The 16,708-nt window shown below is 39.9% G+C and carries 18 protein-coding genes; 6 read left to right on the top strand and 12 right to left on the bottom strand.

The window, feature by feature from the left end:
• Nucleotides 1–62: 62 nt before the first annotated feature.
• Nucleotides 63–1,010, bottom strand: coding sequence for a transporter substrate-binding domain-containing protein (locus A9J31_RS09475; RefSeq protein WP_067764635.1), 948 nt, complete (start codon nt 1,008–1,010; stop codon nt 63–65).
• A gap of 337 nt (nt 1,011–1,347) precedes the next feature.
• Nucleotides 1,348–1,770, bottom strand: a complete 423-nt coding sequence (locus A9J31_RS09470; RefSeq protein WP_067764633.1) for a hypothetical protein — start codon at nt 1,768–1,770, stop codon at nt 1,348–1,350.
• 227 nt (nt 1,771–1,997) lie between these two features.
• Between A9J31_RS09470 and A9J31_RS09465 the strand changes: the two genes are divergently transcribed.
• From A9J31_RS09465 to A9J31_RS15595, 4 genes are all read left to right on the top strand, one after another.
• Complete coding sequence (locus A9J31_RS09465; RefSeq protein WP_067764631.1) at nt 1,998–2,276, top strand: hypothetical protein; 279 nt, start codon at nt 1,998–2,000, stop codon at nt 2,274–2,276.
• Nucleotides 2,277–2,515: 239 nt separating this feature from the next.
• Entirely contained in the window at nt 2,516–4,297 is a 1,782-nt protein-coding gene (locus A9J31_RS09460) for a mechanosensitive ion channel (protein WP_067764628.1), read from the top strand.
• Nucleotides 4,298–4,363: 66 nt separating this feature from the next.
• Complete coding sequence (locus A9J31_RS09455) at nt 4,364–4,549, top strand: hypothetical protein (RefSeq protein ID WP_067764625.1); 186 nt, start codon at nt 4,364–4,366, stop codon at nt 4,547–4,549.
• A gap of 132 nt (nt 4,550–4,681) precedes the next feature.
• On the top strand, nt 4,682–4,843 hold the full coding sequence (locus tag A9J31_RS15595) for a hypothetical protein (RefSeq protein ID WP_155857605.1): 162 nt from the start codon (nt 4,682–4,684) through the stop codon (nt 4,841–4,843).
• A 62-nt stretch (nt 4,844–4,905) separates the two neighbouring features.
• On the opposite strand, the gene A9J31_RS09450 is transcribed toward A9J31_RS15595, so the two are convergent.
• The 5 genes from A9J31_RS09450 to A9J31_RS09430 all read right to left on the bottom strand — a co-directional run bounded on the left by A9J31_RS09450 (nt 4,906) and on the right by A9J31_RS09430 (nt 10,646).
• Complete coding sequence (locus A9J31_RS09450; RefSeq protein ID WP_067764622.1) at nt 4,906–6,105, bottom strand: BaiN/RdsA family NAD(P)/FAD-dependent oxidoreductase; 1,200 nt, start codon at nt 6,103–6,105, stop codon at nt 4,906–4,908.
• Nucleotides 6,106–6,156: 51 nt separating this feature from the next.
• Nucleotides 6,157–7,029 carry a 1-aminocyclopropane-1-carboxylate deaminase/D-cysteine desulfhydrase gene (locus A9J31_RS09445; RefSeq protein ID WP_067764619.1) on the bottom strand — a complete coding sequence of 291 codons (873 nt, stop codon included), beginning with the start codon at nt 7,027–7,029 and terminating at the stop codon, nt 6,157–6,159.
• A gap of 226 nt (nt 7,030–7,255) precedes the next feature.
• Complete coding sequence (locus A9J31_RS09440) at nt 7,256–8,386, bottom strand: HlyD family secretion protein (RefSeq protein ID WP_067765030.1); 1,131 nt, start codon at nt 8,384–8,386, stop codon at nt 7,256–7,258.
• Nucleotides 8,387–8,445: 59 nt separating this feature from the next.
• Nucleotides 8,446–10,092 (bottom strand): MFS transporter, encoded by a 1,647-nt coding sequence (locus A9J31_RS09435; protein ID WP_067764616.1) that lies wholly within the window; start codon nt 10,090–10,092, stop codon nt 8,446–8,448.
• Between the two features lie 5 nt (nt 10,093–10,097).
• Nucleotides 10,098–10,646, bottom strand: a complete 549-nt coding sequence (locus tag A9J31_RS09430; RefSeq protein WP_067764613.1) for a TetR/AcrR family transcriptional regulator — start codon at nt 10,644–10,646, stop codon at nt 10,098–10,100.
• 312 nt (nt 10,647–10,958) lie between these two features.
• Here A9J31_RS09430 and A9J31_RS09425 point away from each other — a divergent pair, with 312 nt between their 5' ends.
• Nucleotides 10,959–11,162, top strand: a complete 204-nt coding sequence (locus A9J31_RS09425; RefSeq protein ID WP_067765027.1) for an NF038215 family lipoprotein — start codon at nt 10,959–10,961, stop codon at nt 11,160–11,162.
• Nucleotides 11,163–11,396: 234 nt separating this feature from the next.
• Here A9J31_RS09425 and A9J31_RS09420 read toward each other — a convergent pair whose 3' ends face one another.
• Nucleotides 11,397–11,852: a DIP1984 family protein gene (locus A9J31_RS09420; protein WP_067765024.1), complete on the bottom strand. Its 456-nt coding sequence runs from the start codon at nt 11,850–11,852 to the stop codon at nt 11,397–11,399.
• 173 nt (nt 11,853–12,025) lie between these two features.
• Here A9J31_RS09420 and A9J31_RS09415 point away from each other — a divergent pair, with 173 nt between their 5' ends.
• Complete coding sequence (locus A9J31_RS09415; RefSeq protein WP_067764610.1) at nt 12,026–12,649, top strand: LysE family translocator; 624 nt, start codon at nt 12,026–12,028, stop codon at nt 12,647–12,649.
• A gap of 48 nt (nt 12,650–12,697) precedes the next feature.
• Here A9J31_RS09415 and A9J31_RS09410 read toward each other — a convergent pair whose 3' ends face one another.
• From A9J31_RS09410 to metG, 4 genes are all read right to left on the bottom strand, one after another.
• Entirely contained in the window at nt 12,698–13,054 is a 357-nt protein-coding gene (locus tag A9J31_RS09410) for a hypothetical protein (protein ID WP_067764607.1), read from the bottom strand.
• 395 nt (nt 13,055–13,449) lie between these two features.
• Complete coding sequence (locus A9J31_RS15590) at nt 13,450–13,686, bottom strand: putative phage abortive infection protein (protein ID WP_150922938.1); 237 nt, start codon at nt 13,684–13,686, stop codon at nt 13,450–13,452.
• Nucleotides 13,673–14,344, bottom strand: a complete 672-nt coding sequence (locus A9J31_RS09405; protein WP_150922940.1) for a hypothetical protein — start codon at nt 14,342–14,344, stop codon at nt 13,673–13,675. Before A9J31_RS09405 ends, A9J31_RS15590 begins: the two co-directional genes overlap by 14 nt.
• A 179-nt stretch (nt 14,345–14,523) precedes the next feature.
• Nucleotides 14,524–16,581 carry a methionine--tRNA ligase gene (gene metG / locus A9J31_RS09400; protein WP_067764604.1) on the bottom strand — a complete coding sequence of 686 codons (2,058 nt, stop codon included), beginning with the start codon at nt 16,579–16,581 and terminating at the stop codon, nt 14,524–14,526.
• Nucleotides 16,582–16,708: the final 127 nt, after the last annotated feature.

The following is a 16,708-nucleotide window of genomic DNA, read 5'->3' as shown; positions in this document are numbered from 1 at the left end:
CTGAATTGAGCCTAAGCCAAACTCCTTTTGGCTTAAGCTATATTTTGAAAGTTAAGGGTTAATTATTCGTCACGGTCATGCGGATTGCTGATCAGTGCTTTTAATTGGTCTGACATTTCAAAGTTTAAGTTAATATTTTTTGGTGGAATTGGTGACTGGAACCATTTTTTATACATTTCGTTGATTGCACCAGAGCTATATGTTGCTTTGATTGCATCGTCTACCACTTGTTTGAAGCCTGCATCACCTTTACGCATCATACAGCCATAAATTTCATGAATTGGCGCTGTGCCCACAATTTCCCATTTGTTTGGATCTTTGGCTTTAGATTTTTCACCTGCAAGCAAAATATCATCCATCATAAATGCTGCTGCACGACCATTTTGTAGCATTAAGAATGATTCGGCATGGTCTTTAGCGGAGATAACTTCACCAATACCCAGCTCTTTTTCATGTTGGCGGATATAGCGTTCAGATGTCGTGCCAGCCGTAGTTACTAATTTTTTACCTTTTAGGTCGGCAAAATCTTTAATGCCAGAGTCTTTTGCGGTGAGGAGACGAGAGCCGACTTCAAAGAAACCTGTAGAAAATGCAACTTGCTGTTGGCGTTCTTTGTTGTTGGTTGTCGATCCACATTCAAGATCGACTGTACCATTCGACACCAAAGGAATACGATTTTGGCTAGTTACGAGGTTATAGCGTACTTTTAAGTCAGACAAGTTGAGTTGCTTTTTGACCGCTTCAACCACTTTAAGTTGAAGATCATGTGCATAACCGACAGGTTGATTTGGGTTATCTGAAATATAGGAAAACGGAATAGACGAGTCGCGATATCCCAATACAATTGTGCCGGATTTTTTGATCTTATCTAAAGTACCAGAGTCTGAAACTGCAGCTTCGCTTCCAGCCGCTTTGTCTGTTGCAGGTGCTTTGTTATCGCTACAGGCAGTGATACCTAAAGTTAGCGCACTTGCACAGAATAAAGTTGCTAAATGTTTTTTTGACGTCATTGTTAAAACTCCTTGTACCCTGATTTAATATCCACTTTTTATGATCTTATTAATCTTTTGATTTTATTGCGTTGTTTTTAAGAATGTTGCAACAATAAAAACAGATCATTTTCTACATCTTAGGGGATAAATTGAGCATGGCTCAAGCATTATGTATTACTGAATTGTTACCAATTCAATCTACCCCTTATGCGGCTGAGTGGGCTATATTTAATTTATAAGCGGTTGAAAATTTATAGTAAATATTTCTTTATCAAAAAATATTGTTTAATTATTTAGCAATAAAAAAACCTCCAAGTGGAGGTTTTTAGCATTCGACTTTAGTTGAATATCCAAATTAATGCACAAACATGTCCATAAATTCACGGATTTCCTGTATAGCTGTATCTACATCTGAGGTTAGCCAAGTGGGTTCAAATAGGCCAGCATAGTGTTCAAGACGATCTTGGGGTACAACCAAACGTATAGGACATTCTTCTTCAAGTAAACGCCATGGAATAATCGGAACTTCATTATCTAAAAATGCGGCAATATTCCGAATATCAATGACCATAGCATTGATGCATTCAGGAAATGGCATAACAGAAAGCTCTTCCGTACGGCGACGGAAATACTCTAAATCTCCCCATTTCAGTACATAACTTGGCTTACTAAATTCAATAATGCCAATAAGATGCTGATCACGAGTGTAATGAAGGGAACATTGATGAGTGACGTCAGTGTCAAGATCAAGCGTTACACCTTGTTGATGGTACGCCATAGATTTGATAACAGGTGAAAATAAGGTGCATGATTATAGCTCATTTGAATCGGCAAAGGCAGCGATTTAGTCGAATGCCATGTTGGGGCATATTTTAATCATGAGTTATGAGCTTAATTACAGTCCAAGTTACATGTTTTCACTTAATGCAAATGTTCTTCACACAATCGGTTAAAAAGTCTTGATAGTATAAAAAATCAACAAAGGACAAAAATAGTGAGGCGAACATGACACATGACTTTAATAAACCGCCCCATACCACCAGTTCAGAAGAAAACACTCAAAAAAAACGTATTCCAGTGTACATGCTGATTTTAGTGGGTATCTTTTTAATTGCATTACTGTTTTATATGTTTGCAGACATGAAGCCATCGGCTTCGGATGCACCGCCGAATCATCCAGCGCCAAATGCACAAACAGCCACTGCAAATGATACGACATCTGGTGCACCAGGGGATGAAGCGGTTGCCAATGACTCAAATACCGCAACTGCAACTGATCATTAACAACGGTATTTGTAACAAAAGAAAGCTCTAGTTTTATCTAGGGCTTTTTTGCATTCAATTGTGAGCATTTGTTGGAGTTGTGCATACAAGTGTTGAATAAAAAACAAGCAAAACCTAAGGTGGAAAAGTAGATTGATCTTTTCATACAGATCAAATTCTTGCGATTTGAGACAACAATGATTAATCGCAAATAACACGTATATAACAACACACGACGTAATAACAATGAGGGCGAAAGAATGAATGATTTTACCGGTCATGGTCGTTTTAATGCCATGTATTATTGGGAGCAGTTTCATCCCATACTCAGTGCAGTGGCAATTTTGCTGGTTGGTTGGATTATTGCGTTACTGGTTGCAGCAGGGGTGAAAAAAGTCCTGCAAAAACTGGGAACCAATCAAAAGCTTTCGAGTGCAACGGGTCACCGCTCCAATATTGAAAATATCGTCTCCAGAGTGGTGTTCTGGATTATTTTGGTCATCGCCGTCATAGGTGCACTAAATGTGTTGAATCTGACCAGTGTCAGCGGCCCATTTAGTAATATGATTCAACAATTCTTACTGTTCATTCCTCAATTACTCGCAGCAGTTGCCGTAGGTTTTATTGGCTGGATTGTGGCCAACTTGGTCAAAGTCGGTTCACAGAAACTACTGAACAAAACACAATTGGATGAAAAGCTCAGTGCGGATGTCGGCGTGAGTCCAATCAGTCAAAATATCAGCGAAATAATCTACTGGCTCATCTTATTGTTATTCCTCCCGATTGTACTTTCGATACTCGGACTGAATGGCTTACTGTTCCCAATTCAAAATATGGTGACAGAAGTTGTTTCATACTTACCGAATATCTTCATTGCGGGCGTGATTGTCTTCATTGGCTATATCTTGGCGAAGATTGTACGTGGCATCGTTGAAGGTTTGATTAATAGTTTGAGTTTGCAACAACAGGCCGAAAAAATTGGCATGTTTAAAAGCGCCAATCTTGCGCAAGTGTTAGGTAACTTTGTTTTTGCCATCATTATTATTACGGCATTAATCGTTGCATTCGAAGCCCTTGGTATACAGGCAATTTCACAGCCTGCAACAGCGATGCTGCATGAAATCATGTTCGCTATTCCAAACATTATTGCAGCGGGCTTAATTTTAATTTTGGCTTATGTGGTTTCACGTTTTGTTGCGCGTTTGGTGGTAGACGTGATCGCAGGTACAGGTGTGGATAATGTTCCTGCAAAACTAGATGTGCAGCGCTTTCTCGGTACAACCAAGTTATCCGATATTGTTGGCTATCTGATTGTATTTTTTACCATGTTGTTTGCGGTATCCGAAGCGGCAAACCGTTTAGGCTTTGAGCAAATTAGTGGCTTGATTGCTATGTTTATCCAGTTTGGTGCCAGTATTTTGTTAGGAGCAGTCATATTGGTGATTGGTTTCTGGCTGGCAAATATTGTGGCGAACGTGGTGCAACGTGGCGAATATAACAGTTCACGTTGGTTAGGTAATCTTGTCCGTGTCCTTATCATGGGCTTAGTGGTTGCCATGGGTTTACGTGCCATGGGTATTGCCGATTCGATCGTGAATTTGGCCTTCGGTTTAACCCTTGGGGCAGTCGCAGTTGCATTTGCCTTGGCCTTTGGTTTAGGTGGTCGAAACCCAGCAGAACGCTTACTTTCAGACTTAATGGATAAAGCGAAACGTGAAGCCAATGAGCCAAATCCGGTTCAAGCGCAAGCAAAGGCAAAAACGACATTTAATTCATCTGTGGCCCCATCATCCACTGCTCAAGCAGCACCTTCAGCAGCAACTGTGGGCACACAGGAGGTGAATCAAAATGATGGATATCCAAATATTCAACATGCAGCACCAGGTGTTAGTGAAAAAGAAACGGCAACGCCTGATCAGTTGGATGTAAATCCTGTGCAAAAACCACAAAACAATCCATTTGGTTCTACTGGTGAAGCCGAGAAGGATGTCGTGGATGTGCAAGCGCCATCAACTCCTCCAAAACCGGATGACCCAAATTAACCTGTTTATTTCATATAAAATCGGCCACGCTTTGTGGTCGATTTTGATTTAAGAAAGGACATGATTATGGCGAAAGCTCCAAATAAATTCTTAGCCCCAGTGATCATTGCAGGCATAACAGTTGGATTCTTGGCAAGTGCTCGACGCTTTATTTTTGCCAAGCCAAAACGCACCAATACCGCGCAAACAGAGAATAAGACTGCACCATTAGATAAAAGTGTTAGTCATCACTTGAAAGATGATGAAAAATAATGGTTGAAAATTGTTCATAATTTGGTATTTTTAGTAATAGTGATATATGAAATATTACTTAAAATATAAAAGCTTAGGATTCATAAGGCTGTCATATATAGCTTTTATGCTTAGCGCAAAGGAATGAAAAAAATGGGGGTATTTTCGATGTTTAATCAAATTATTTTAACTTTTAAAAACAGTGTACATTCACAACCACAACACATTTCAGAAGCAGTGGAAAAAATGGATGAGACGATTGAACGTCTATCTTCAAGTTCAGTTTCATTGTTTAAAACTGATTATTTGGAATAAACCATTTCGGTTGATTTCATAACAAAAGGGCTGAATAATTCAGCCCTTTTTATATTTCAAATTTATACATATTCCGAAGCGGCATGTGCCGATGCCCAGGCCCACTGGAAGTTGAAACCACCTAAATGTCCGGTCACATCTAAAACCTCACCAATAAAGTACAGGCCTTTTTGCTTTTTACTTTCCATGGTTTTTGATGAAACTTCAGTTGTATCGACACCACCTAATGTCACTTCCGCCGTACGATACCCTTCAGTGCCCGAAGGTTTTACTTCAAAGTTTTCTAAACGACCAGCAATGTGTTCAAGTTTTTCGTCACTGATATTACCAATCGCCAGTTCAGCTTGTTCTGCCCAAATCAGGCTTTGTAATTCAACTACCACGCTTTTTGGTAAGTGTTCATTGAATAAGGTACGTAATAACACTTTTGGTTGACTGACTTTTTTAGCCTTCAAAAATGCCAATACATCGAGGGCAGGGAGGAAGTTAATATTGAAACGCTGGCCGACATCCCAATAATTTGATAATTGCAATGAACTTGGGCCACTTAAACCACGATGGGTAAACAGCAAGGCTTCAGTAAAACTGTTTAATTCATTTGATAGCGTCGCTTCAACCGCATTACCACTGAGGCGTGTGGTCACTTCTTTGAAACCATCGGAGAAGGTAAACGGTACAAGACCAGCACGTGTTGGATAAACCGAATGGCCAAATTGTTTGGCAATTTCATAGCCAATGCCTGAACCACCTAGGGTTGGAATAGATAAACCACCACTTGCGATCACCACAGATTCAGCTTCAAAATAACCCAGTGTGGTTACGACCTGAAAGCCATGATCTTCAATGGCATTGACAGTTTTCACTTCACAACTGGTTTTAATGTCGACCAAGCCTGTTTTGTCACATTCTGCCAATAGCATGGCTAAAATTTCTTTTGCACCATTTTGGGTAAACAGCTGACCGTGTTTACGCTCTTCATACTCAATCCCGTACTCGCAGACCATGCCAATGAAGTCCCAATTGGTGTAGCGCGACAAAGCAGAAATCACAAAATGTGGATTATGCGAAATATAATTTTCAGGTTCGACATAGAGGTTGGTGAAGTTACATTTACCACCACCCGACATCAAAATTTTCTTACCGACTTTATTGGCTTTCTCTACCACTAAAACTCTGCGGCCACGTTGCGCTGCTTTATATGCCGTCATTAAACCGGATGCACCTGCACCTAAGATGAGGACATCATATTGATTTTGGGACATGGCATATTCCTGCGTGGGAGAAAGGACGCAGGATTATACTCTTTTCCACGTTTAGGTTGAACCTTTCAATTTTCCCTGTAATCCACCGCTATGTATGACCAACAATTTTTGTTGTGGTTGGATTCGACCTTGATCAATCATGTCGAAGATGCCCATGAGCATTTTTCCGGTATAAATCTGTTCTAAGGGAATATTGTATTGCTGCTCAAAATGCTGAATAAAATCTAAAAGTGCCGCATTGGTTTTGGCATAACCTCCACAGCAATAGTCATCAAGAATGTTCCAGTTGGTTTTTGAAGTGAGCTGAGCTACGTCACGCTGTAGAAAATCGCCTTTCAATGCAGAAAACCCTAAAACATGTTGATGTTTAGCACTGGATTCAATTAAGCCTGTAATGGTGCCACCTGTGCCGACAGCGCAGCAAATCAAATCATAATCGGTTAAATCTGAAGCCGTTAAAATTTCTTGGCAACCTTGTATTGCAAGTGCATTGGTGCCGCCTTCAGGAATTAGATAATGCGCAGGGTAATCTTGTTGTAATTGGGCTAAAAATGCCGAATTGGTTTTTTCTCGATAGGCCTGGCGTGAGACAAATTGCAATTGCATACCAAAGTGCTGTGCCGTTGCTAAGGTGGGATTTAAAGGCTGGTTAGCTAATTCTTCGCCACGAATAATGCCCATGCTGTCAAAACCACACTGATGGGCTGCAAAGGCAGTTGCAGCAATATGATTGGAATAAGCGCCACCAAAGGTTAAGATTTTGCTCAAGCCCAATTCTTGCGCTTCAATAAAATTATATTTCAGCTTGAAAAACTTGTTGCCTGAAATCTGCGGATGAACTAAGTCTAGGCGTTTAATCTGAATGACCACGCCACCATAAACAATCGTATCTGTTGGAATGGCTTGGGCAATAGATTCAAACATTGAAATGACAATCCCTTAACTTGTTAATAAAAGCAAATGTGGTGTGAAAAGCGATTAGCGTGCGCTAGCCTCATATAAGTTACCAGAGCATAGAGCTTGTCAGAAACTGCATACAATCAGGCTATAAATAAAATCGCAAAGTTTTACATCAGTTTTAAATACAATGAAATCATATTTACTTGTTTATCCGCTTCGAATTTGAGCCAACATTTTTAAATTTCTTTGTTTAATTGGCGACATCGACCGAAGTGACGACCGACATGCCGGGTCTTAAATTTTCTAGGCCGGCTTGGTTGGGATCAATTGCAATTTTGACTGCAATGCGTTGCACCACTTTGGTAAAGTTACCTGTGGCATTATCCGCTTTCAGCACACTAAATTCTGAGCCAGCCGCAGGCGAGATTTGCTCGACCTTGCCATAAAATTTTTGATGTTTCATCCCATCAACAGTGAACCATGCTTTTTGTCCAATACGCATATCCGCAATTTGGGTTTCTTTAAAATTGGCAGTCACCCAGCGTTGTTGTGGAATTAAATACATTAATTGTGAACCCGCAGCAACATATTGGCCAATTCGTGGACTCACTTCACCCAGTTGCCCATCCATCGGTGCCACAATAATGCTGTAATCTTTCGTGGTGACGGCTTGATCAAACTGCGATTTAGCACTATTCACTTGCGCTTTAAGTCCTGTTGCTGCGACTTGTGCCGTTTTTAGAGCTTGATTTGCAACGAGTACATTGGCTTGAGCTTGATGTAATAAGGCTAAGCTGTTTTTTGCATCGGCAGCAGCTTTGTCTTGTTCTGTTTTAGAAGCTGCACCGCTGTTACCGAGTTGTTGGTATCGGTTCATCTGTGCAACAGCAAGCTCATAGGCTGCCTGAGCTTGATCGACTTTGGCTTCTGCTGCACTCACATCTGCTTTACGTTGTTCAATCGCTTGGCTTTGATTGGCCAAAGAGTTTTCAGCTTGTTCAACGCCTGATTCTGCTTGCGTTACTTTTTGATCATATGTGGTGGCATCAATATGCATTAAGGCTTGACCTTTTTTGACATGATCGAAGTCTGTCACTAATACATCTTTAACATAGCCATTAATCTGAGACGACAGCACGGTGGTTTTACCTTTCACATAGCTATTTTCAGTCGATTGAATGTTGCTGTGAAATGGCCCGAGCTTCCATGCCCAAAGTATCAGCGCAATACCAATCAAAAGCACAATTAACATTAAAATTAAGGTACGTTTACCTGTTGAAATCAATTTACTTGATGGTGCTGGTGTCGGCACAGTATTTTCAGGATTTACCGCAGCATTTTTGACTTCATTCATATCGGGTGTTTGCTGTTGTTCGCTCATGTTGTTCTCAATATTTTCAAATTTCTTCATTTATGTAATGGTTAATATTTCATTTCTAGCTAACTGCTATTGCTCAATTGTCGTCGTGTTTTATATTTATTGATCGCAATGACAAATAATCCCCAAAACAGTAGTAAGACAGCAAAAATACCATTTAAAAAGATCACATCGTTATAAGCGCGAACTTGTGCTTCACGGCCTATGCTTTGATTTAAAGTACGCATGGCTTGCTGATGATCAAGAGTAGGATCGAGTGAATACTGATGTGCACTTTGCGTGAGCACTTGTATACGTTGATCCACCTGTGGCGTAGTTTGAGATAAATCATTGTAAATTTGCGCTTGATAGGTTTGGGTACGCATTTGTTGATAGGTAGAAAAGAACGATGAACCAACCAATCCGCCAAAGGTTTGTGTTGCGGAGAACAACACAATAAACGTGACCATATGTGATGGCCCTTTTTGTAAGGCACTAATAATACCCGTCAGTAACAATGGCCCAATAAACATACCACTAGCAAAGCCGACTAAAAACTGACTGCGATAAAAGTCATGTGGACGTACATCACTCGTAAGGTGATAGTCCAAAGCACAAGCACATAGAACAAGAATGACGGCACCGAGCAGATGAAAAACCATTTTTTCTTTGGAAAAAGTCAGGGCGCTGAATATTGTGCCTGAAACAATCCCGACTAGCACCACCACATAAAATGAGACAAACTGATCTGGACCCATACCCATAGTTTTAAGAAAATTCACCGCAGCATAGCTTTGTTCGGACATTAAAAAGCGAATGGCAAATGCCCCGATAATAAACCGCACAGTGGAGGAAGTTCCGAGCCAACGGGTCACAATCAGGGGGTTAACGCGAAAATGTTCATAGGTCAAACCGACGACAATCATAATAAACGCAGCAATGAGCAAGTAAGCCAGCCAGTCAGCCTCAAACCACCACTGAATAGGCCCTTGAGTCAGCACAATACATAGCAAAGCGAAACCGGTAGCCAGTAACGCAAAAGTAAATAAATCTTGATATTCGAACACTGCAATTCTGAGGCTGCGGGGTAGTTTGAGTGACACCACCATTGCGAGGCAGCACAGTGCTAAGCCGAGTTCAAAAGTATAGAAAATGCGCCAGTCATTCACATCGACCAGATACGGTGACATGATCCATGCTAACGGAATACCGAGTTGTTGAAAGCCCAGTGCCATATAAATGGCACGACCAAAATGCGCCCGCCGAAATGCTTGCATTATGTAATACATACCCAGCGAACTTAGCGGAGCAGCCAATAAGCCACTAATAACACGAGCAAAAATCGCCATTTCATAGGTATGTACAAACAGATGTAGCAGCATCACGCCAATAAACAGCACCAAGCCGATTTCTGAAAAAAGCCGGAGGCCGTATTGCTGCCGTGCTTTAAATAAAATCAGGTTGGAACTGACATTGGCCATGACATAAGCCGCAGGAATCCATGCGGCTTCGGCAGGTGTGAGGCCATATTCACCTTGTAAAAGTGGTAAATTTGCGGTGATGAAACCATTACTTAAGCTACCGGATATAGCAACAAACAACCCAATAAAAAAATATAAATATCGCTTGTAGGTCGGATGAGCAATCGCTGCAGGGGAGCCGGGCAGCGTTGGTTTTTCCTCCGCTGTCCAGTCGGGTGCAGGTTCAAGTAAACGTGGTTGGTCTGCCATAAGTATTATCCACAAATACCATGGAGTAAAAATTCAACCGCACGTTTGGCCAGTTTCTCTTGATCTGCTTCGGTATGGCCTTGTAAAGCGGATCTTAAGATGGACGTCACCATGGAATAGTCTGCAGTTTTGAAGTCAGTGCGGCAGGTACCATTGGCAATCGACTGATCAATCAGTGGCTGCAATATCGCATCGCGTCGCTGGTAGATCTCGATCATCACAGGGTCTGCTCGGTCGATGACCCGCCAATACTCCATGAGCGCTGTGAGATAGGGGATATTATAAATATGGTCTTGTATCAGCCGAATAAAGCCATCTTCAAATTGGGCATAATTGTTGGCTCTCGCTTCCAGGCGGTTTAGTGCATCTTCCATTAAGGCCAGTACCAAGTCGCGACGATCATTAAAGTTACGGTAGAAGGTTGCACGTCCAACGTTGGCTTGATCCATGATTAATTGCAAGGGCGCATTAATGCCATGTATGCGAAATACATGAATCGCAGCATTCAGCAGCTCTTCGCGATTTTGGGCAGCGAGTTGTTGGCGTGTAGACATTATCTTTTTCATTATCGTTTGATATTTATACGCGCATTAAACGGACAAAAGTGTCCGAAGTAAAATGAATTTAGATTGCAGTTTTGTAAATAAAAAAACTAAAGCTCAGGTCTAATGCGTGTTTGGGTTAACAATCTTTTATTAAATGAATGACTTAATTTGCTTTAACCAATCAGCTGTATGGATTATTTCATCAGTCATTTTTGCTGACAATTCAATAGCTTCATGCCATTAAAAAAATGATGAAAAGATATACAAAAGTGCTATGCTCAAATCAGAACGATGATAAATATAAAAATGGAGGGTTGGGAAATGAGCAAATTATCCCTGATGGTCGTGCCCCTAGTATTGCTTGGCAGTGTAGCTTTGGTGGGGTGTGATACCACTGATGAACTGCATCGCCCGAAAACAGATAATCGTGCCATGATTATTGGCGGCGTACCTGTGTATGAGCAAGACTATAAAATACCTAAAGAAGATGTCGCTTTAAATGAAGCTGCGGCTTCGGATGATTAAGATATCTACGCAATTAAAAGTATGAGAAAAAGTGGACATACTGTCAGTACATGGTAGTGAGACGTGACGGGTAAAGTGTCACAGATGCAGTGTGCTACGTCAGACCAGTAAAGTTTTGAAGTAGACGTCTTACTTCTGCATAGATGTTTGTTGTATTAAAGCCTTACAAACATTAAAAAAAGGCTCTGTACTCGCCCAGTATGTCCGAACTGGTATGAACCGAAGTTCAAATCTTTAAATCAGGTCAATTTGCCAATTAGAGGCCTGAATTTCTAAATTATTTTGTCGTAATTGTTGGCTCAGACCATCCGCTTGCTTTTGTAAGTCAGCCACAGCAATGGTTTTTAACCAACGAATTTCACTTGAGCTATAACGACCATTTTCACGACGAGAGCTGTCGATGGCTTGCTGCAATATCCGATGTTGTTGGGTCAATAAATCCCGTTCATTTAGTACAGTAAGCATCGAACGACCTGTACTGGTTTTTGCCTGTGCATTGGTGGCATGAATTTTTTCAATCAGACCATGCAACTCAGTATTGACTGCAAATGCTTCCTGAATTAATGCATTTGGATCTTCACTCGGCACATCTCCTTCTTGTATAAGCACGTTGTTATTGATGCGTTGTTGTAGTGAGGCAAGCTTGGTTTGTAGATCACTACGTAAGAGTAAGGCTTCAGCTAATTTCATCTTCAGTCTTTTATTATCTGTACTTTCATTGATCATGCTTGGGTTTCATCGGTCATTCAATACTTTTTTAGTGAAAAATTTGGTCAATTGAATGATTCCTTGCAAATTATAGGGAGAAATTCAGAGTTTCTCTCGGTAAAATTGCCTCGAAATTATATGTAAGCGGTGTAACTGTGGAATCATTTTGGATATTGGGCTCAATTGCAGCTGCGTTGATGTTAGGTGCAATGAGTCCTGGGCCTACATCAATATATGTGGCGAAAAATTCAATTGCGATTTCACGTCAGCACGGTTTATTTACTGCATTAGGCACAGGAACAGGTGCAGCAATTTTTGGTTTGCTTGCAGTTCTTGGTTTACAGGCATTTTTATTGGCAGTGCCTTCGGCCTATTTGGCTTTAAAGATTTGCGGCGGTTTATATTTGCTGTGGATGGCATTTAAAATTATTAAACATGCCAAAGAACCGATTGAAGCTGGTGATGCCAGCAGCTCGCAGATGTCACTCCGTCGTGCATTTACCACTGGTTTAATTACTCAGTTGTCGAATCCTAAAATTGCAATTGTGTTAGCCAGTATTTTTACGGCACTTTTACCGAAAGACATTCCGACGTATTTTTACTTTGTACTGCCAGTTTTGTGTTTCTTTATCGATGCAGGGTGGTGCTCATTGGTCGCTGTAGCTTTATCGGCAGAAAAACCACGCAAAGTTTATTTGAAGTTTAAAGCGGGTTTTGATCGGGCAGCTGGGGCAGTGATGACAGTGCTTGGGTTAAAGCTGATTTTTGGAATGAAGTGATTGAACGAAGCAAAAAAGCCTCTTTGATAGAGGCTTTTTTATTCAGTTTTATTTGTTGCATTCTGGTTGTGAACGGTCAATAACTTGTGTACCTTCAACGCGATAGCCAATTTGACCAACAAGGAATGCTTGGTTTAGTTGAGTGATAACAACGTCTGAAAGTGCAACTGCACAGCGGTCTTTTTCGATAGCACGGTCAATTGCTGTTTTGAAATTTGGAATACCTAGTGGGAATAACACAACTGGTACTTTATCTTCACCAGTAACGCGCTGACCTTTTACGAATTGATTTGAGTTTAAATTATAGTTTTTTGTAGAAGCTACAGTCATATCCGCCATACGGATTGAACAGCCAGTGAAAGCCACTGTCGAAACTGCTAGTGCTGCAACCAATAATTTTTTCATGTTGTACCCCTAAGATTAATAAATTATAAAAAGCGAGCACATTTTATATAAAGATAATGAAATATCAATAAATTAAATTTACTTTAGTTTAAATAAGTAGTTTTTTCATAGAGCGATTTGTCAAAATTTTAGTTTTAGCTCTTTTTAGCATAATGAATGCTTAAAGCTTTATAGTAGTTTGGAGTGAATGGTTTCATTGGGGTCACAATGAATTTTCCTTCTCCTTTTAGGAGATGAGAAGCACTGCTTCGTAAGGCATGATGTTTATGCTTTTTACCTTACTTTTAAAGGATAAAAAGTAACAAAACCCCTTTGTTCGTCAGAGGGCACGTCCGTGTGCCCCCTAACGAACGGGCGACATCCATGTCGCCCTGCTTTACGTCAAATATTTTTAATTAATATTCATCCTCTTCAAATTTGATAGATGGAAAGTAATGTTTAGGGTCATATCCATCACAATATTCAAATGGAATATTTTTGATAAAATCATATTTATTAATGAAATCACTTTGGAGCCATTTTTTCCCAAAGCGTGATAGAACATTGAAAAAAATTACATAAAGCTCAGGATTTGAAAGCTGAGCACGGTAAATTTTGATTAACTCATATTTTTCTAAATCATTTAGAATCATCTACCATTTTTATGGCATTGTACATATTTCTAAAATAAGAACTTAAATGGGTTTGGTTTGTTTTTAACAAGCCACCAGTAGCATCTTTTTGTATCAATGAGTTTTGAATTTTGATAACTAATTCTTCATTAAATCCTTTATATCTTGATAGCTTATTTGTTATAAATGTGGTCCAGCTTCCTTCTATGCCAAAGTAAAAAATAACATATGAGATATCTATTATCTCTGAGTCATTAAGCAGTAGATTTTCTTGTACAGAAATTTCTTTAATTGTTTCTAAAATTCTTTTGAACTGAATTTTGAAGGTTACAAAAGCCTTTTTCCCTTCTTTGGGTGGATTCTGTAGATTTTCTTGTACAGAAATTTCTTTAATTGCTTGTACAATTCTTTTGAACTGAATTTTAGAAGTTACAAAAGTTTCTTTCTCTACTTTTGATAGATTCTTTGGGTTGGGTGTAGATAAAGAAATATTTATTAAATGTTGGTTGTGATAATCAATCATTTTAAAAAAATTTGACTTTAAATTATTTTTCTGTGTTTCATCTCTTTGATTAATAATTGTATAAATTAAGAGGAATATACTTGATGCACTTAAGAGAGTACCTATAAGTCCTCCATACAAATTACCTAAAGAAGCTCCTAAATTTGGATCAATCAAGAAGGTTGTTCCAATTTGAAAAGCTTTGTTAGTAAAAATAAAATAAGTAGCTAGTACACTAATAATTATTAAGATTATTGGTAGAGCTAAGCAAAAAAACTTTATCAATCTATTCATTATTTATAGCTATAAAAAAACCCCACTAAAATATAGCAGGGCTTTGTCTAAGTGTCTAAATCTTAAGACACTTTATCGCCAGCTTTAGCACCTGTTTCAGGTGAAATCACCCAAACACCTTCGCCATTACCCGCAGCTAAAACCATACCGTTAGAAATACCAAAACGCATCTTACGTGGTGCAAGGTTTGCCACCATTACGACTAATTTGCCTTTAAGGTCTTCAGGTTGGTAAAACTCACGAATACCGCTAAACACGTTACGTGGTTCAACTTCACCGACATTTAAAGTGAGTTGTAAAAGCTTGTCAGAACCTTCAACGTGAGCAGCTTCTAAAACTTCTGCTACACGCAAGTCAACTTTCATAAAGTCTTCGATACCGATGATTTCAGCTTCGCCAACTTTAAGCTCAGGTTTCTTTTCAGCTTTCTTCTCTTTTTTCTTCTCAGCTTTTGGTGCTTCAGCAGGTGCAGCTAAAGAGTCTTTAGATGCATCGACCATTGCAGCAACTGCTTTTGGATCTACACGCTGCATCAATGGTTGGAATTGAGCAATTTCATGATTTACCAAAATCGTTTTGCCTGAAGCAAAGTCGAAAGACTCAAGCTTCAAGAAGTCTTGAACTTGAGCAGCCAAAGTTGGAAGAACTGGAGCAAGGTAAACTGCCAATTGACGGAACAAGTTAATACCTACAGAACATACGTCATGAACTTGTTGTTCTTCGCCTTCAATTTTCGCAAGCGCCCAAGGCTTTTTCTCATCGATGTATTGGTTGGCTTTGTCTGCAAGTGCCATGATTTCACGAATTGCAGCAGAGAATTCACGCGCTTCATATTGCGCAGCGATAGATGCACCTGCATCAATAAAGCTTTGCACCAATTCAGGTTCTGCACATGTTGCAGAAAGTTTGTTATCAAACTTGGTGTTAATGAATTTTGCACAACGACTTGCGATGTTCACGACTTTACCAACAAGGTCGGAGTTTACTTTCTGAACGAAATCATCAAGGTTCAAGTCAGAATCTTCAACTTTGTCAGAAAGTTTAGACGCGAAGTAATAACGTAAATATTCAGGGTTTAAATGCTCTAAATATGTTTCCGCTTTAATGAACGTACCGCGAGATTTAGACATTTTTTGACCATTTACAGTCAAGAAACCATTTACGAATAAGCTTGTTGGGGTGCGGTAGTTTGCACCTTCAAGCATTGCAGGCCAGAACAACGCGTGGAAGTAAACGATGTCTTTACCAATGAAGTGATACACCTCATTTTTAGAATCTTTTTTCCAGTAATCGTCAAAGCTTAAATTAGGACGTTTAGTTTTAATGTAGTTTTCAAAGCTCGACATATAGCCGATAGGCGCGTCTACCCAAACGTAGAAATATTTGTTTGGCGCATCTGGTATTTCAAAACCGAAGTAAGGTGCGTCACGAGAAATATCCCAATCAGACAAGCCTGCTTCAAACCATTCATCTAATTTGTTAGCAATGGATACAGGTAAACGACCTTCGTCACGTGTCCATTTTTGTAAGTATTCACCAAAGTTTGGCAATTTAAAGAAGTAGTGATCTGAAGATTTTTCAACAGGTGCAGCACCGCTCAATGTCGATTTAGGGTTCAGCAATTCAGTTGCGTTATATGTTGTACCGCATACTTCGCAAGAGTCGCCGTACTGGTCTTCCGCTTTACATTTCGGACATGTGCCTTTAATGAAACGGTCAGACAGGAACATGCCTTTTTCAGGGTCGAACAGCTGTGTTACAGGACGTACTGCAATATTGCCGCCATCACGGTTTTTCAGATAGATCTCTGAAGCACGTGCTTGGTTTTCAGCACTATTCGTTGAGTCGTAGTGGTCAAAGTCCACTTTAAAGCCAGCAAAATCACGCTCATGTTCTTTTTGAACATTGGCAATTTGCTGTTCAGGTGAAATGCCGTTGGCTTCAGCGCGCAGCATAATCGCTGTGCCGTGAGCATCATCCGCACATACATAAGTCACGTTATGACCCATTGCACGCATAGCACGAACCCAGATATCAGCCTGGATGTAACCAAGTAAGTGACCCATATGGATCGGGCCATTGGCGTATGGTAGGGCGTTAGTGACTAAAATATTACGCACGGATATAACTCTCTCATTCGTATGTATGCAATGGGCTGTAATTTTACATGAGATAGCCAGTACTTGCACAAGGGAATCAGTGAAATCTTCTGAAAACTAAATATTTCTATATTGCAGCGCTAATTAC

It is taken from the genome of Acinetobacter gandensis, from assembly GCF_001678755.1.
GTDB lineage: Bacteria > Pseudomonadota > Gammaproteobacteria > Pseudomonadales > Moraxellaceae > Acinetobacter > Acinetobacter gandensis.
The sequence above is the reverse complement of the archived record's forward strand: the minus strand, read 5'-3'. Positions and strand labels throughout refer to the sequence as shown.

Excerpts from the sequence above, each read along its gene's own strand:
- A9J31_RS09475 (WP_067764635.1), bottom strand. The coding sequence starts at position 1,010 with ATGACGTCAAAAAAACATTTAGCAACTTTATTCTGTGCAAGTGCGCTA.
- A9J31_RS09470 (WP_067764633.1), bottom strand. The coding sequence starts at position 1,770 with ATGGCGTACCATCAACAAGGTGTAACGCTTGATCTTGACACTGACGTC.
- A9J31_RS09465 (WP_067764631.1), top strand. The coding sequence starts at position 1,998 with ATGACACATGACTTTAATAAACCGCCCCATACCACCAGTTCAGAAGAA.
- A9J31_RS09460 (WP_067764628.1), top strand. The coding sequence starts at position 2,516 with ATGAATGATTTTACCGGTCATGGTCGTTTTAATGCCATGTATTATTGG.
- A9J31_RS09455 (WP_067764625.1), top strand. The coding sequence starts at position 4,364 with ATGGCGAAAGCTCCAAATAAATTCTTAGCCCCAGTGATCATTGCAGGC.
- A9J31_RS15595 (WP_155857605.1), top strand. The coding sequence starts at position 4,682 with ATGGGGGTATTTTCGATGTTTAATCAAATTATTTTAACTTTTAAAAAC.
- A9J31_RS09450 (WP_067764622.1), bottom strand. The coding sequence starts at position 6,105 with ATGTCCCAAAATCAATATGATGTCCTCATCTTAGGTGCAGGTGCATCC.
- A9J31_RS09445 (WP_067764619.1), bottom strand. The coding sequence starts at position 7,029 with ATGTTTGAATCTATTGCCCAAGCCATTCCAACAGATACGATTGTTTAT.
- A9J31_RS09440 (WP_067765030.1), bottom strand. The coding sequence starts at position 8,386 with ATGAGCGAACAACAGCAAACACCCGATATGAATGAAGTCAAAAATGCT.
- A9J31_RS09435 (WP_067764616.1), bottom strand. The coding sequence starts at position 10,092 with ATGGCAGACCAACCACGTTTACTTGAACCTGCACCCGACTGGACAGCG.
- A9J31_RS09430 (WP_067764613.1), bottom strand. The coding sequence starts at position 10,646 with ATGTCTACACGCCAACAACTCGCTGCCCAAAATCGCGAAGAGCTGCTG.
- A9J31_RS09425 (WP_067765027.1), top strand. The coding sequence starts at position 10,959 with ATGAGCAAATTATCCCTGATGGTCGTGCCCCTAGTATTGCTTGGCAGT.
- A9J31_RS09420 (WP_067765024.1), bottom strand. The coding sequence starts at position 11,852 with ATGAAATTAGCTGAAGCCTTACTCTTACGTAGTGATCTACAAACCAAG.
- A9J31_RS09410 (WP_067764607.1), bottom strand. The coding sequence starts at position 13,054 with ATGAAAAAATTATTGGTTGCAGCACTAGCAGTTTCGACAGTGGCTTTC.
- A9J31_RS15590 (WP_150922938.1), bottom strand. The coding sequence starts at position 13,686 with ATGATTCTAAATGATTTAGAAAAATATGAGTTAATCAAAATTTACCGT.